The following is a 1,241-nucleotide window of genomic DNA, read 5'->3' on the forward strand; positions in this document are numbered from 1 at the left end:
TCCTTGCGTTTGCGTGGCATAAAGTGGCTCCTTGGCCATCAGTTTATGCCTCACACACAAAAGATCGGATAGGCTCTATTTCCTTCGACAACCCGCACAAGTCGAGGCGATCAACGACGTGAACGGCGAGCCGGTGAATCTGTATCGCGTCGTTCAGCACCACCTCGAAGGGTTCATGCGCCGGTTCAAGTGGGCGCTGACGAGCCGACAGGTGTGATCGACGACGAGTCGACGACCACACGTGAGAAGTCGATCTGGTTTGCCGCGCGTAGTTTGGTCAGCAGCGACGCGTGCAATGCATCCCACACGCCAGCCTCTTGCCAGTCTCGCAGCCGCCGCCAGCAACTCACGCCCAAGCCACATCCCATTTCTGCAGGAAGATCGCGCCAGCGAATGCCGGTCTTCAGCACGAACACGATGCCCGTTAGCGCTGCGCGATTCGGCACAGGCCTGGGGCCCGGTACTTGAATCGCCGGGCTTGGCAGGTGGTAGAAGTGGCCCGATTAGTTTCCACAACTCGTCGTCAATGAACGGCTTGCCCATCTCCCTGATCCGGTTGTCCGCAGCATGAACGCTCCAGCGGTTCCACTTAGAAATCCCGGGACCCTGTCCGAACAAGCAAGGTCACCTCTAATCGACCAAGTACCAGGTTCTACACGAAGTGCCTAACACCCTCCAGTTAGCTGCAGTTCTGGTAAATTCCGAGTTCCGACGAAATTTGCAGCCATTTCCGCTCGCAAACTGGCGGCGTATGCAAGCGCCGTTAGATTCATCGGGCGCGACATGGTGCAATCAAACTCGATCTCGCCAAACGTCGCTCATTCGGTCAAGTGCATCGCTCGGTCGGGCAGTGGCCGCGGTAGCGTATCGCTGTGTGTTGGCATTCGTCACTTCGAAACCGCGTGCTAACGTTCGAAGGCCGGCGTCCGTGATCTAAATCCGATTGCTGTTTGTGACTAGCCAAGATGATCCGCAACAGCCTGGCACTTGCGATGCGCGCCACTTTCAGCGCCATGAAAGCGGAATTTTCCTGCCGCCGTTTCAGGGCACGATCTCGCAGTTGCGCGGAAGCGATTCTCGCTACAGCTCTGGCGATATGTGTAAGTCGATATCTTGGGCTGACCGAGATCTGGTGGGCAGCGATCTGCGCCTTTTCGTTAACAGGTCTTCTGACCTTCCCCCTCCAAAGTATCCCACTGTAAAGTTAGTGGCGAGGCCGCAGGAGAAACCTTGTCATGAAG

Annotated in this window: 2 pseudogenes; one reads left to right on the forward strand and one right to left on the reverse strand. The window is 56.8% G+C overall.

From position 1 onward, the window contains the following. Positions 1-73: 73 nt before the first annotated feature. Positions 74-214: pseudogene (locus BUB20358_RS28535) on the forward strand (DNA adenine methylase); the annotation flags it as partial. Here the strand turns inward: BUB20358_RS28535 and BUB20358_RS27920 are convergent. Beyond that, positions 189-543, reverse strand: a pseudogene (locus BUB20358_RS27920) (transposase); the annotation flags it as partial. The pseudogenes BUB20358_RS28535 and BUB20358_RS27920 overlap by 26 nt on opposite strands. Between the last annotated feature and the right edge of the window lie 698 nt (positions 544-1,241).

The sequence above is a fragment of the Burkholderia dolosa genome (assembly GCF_902499135.1).
Taxonomy (GTDB): domain Bacteria; phylum Pseudomonadota; class Gammaproteobacteria; order Burkholderiales; family Burkholderiaceae; genus Burkholderia; species Burkholderia dolosa.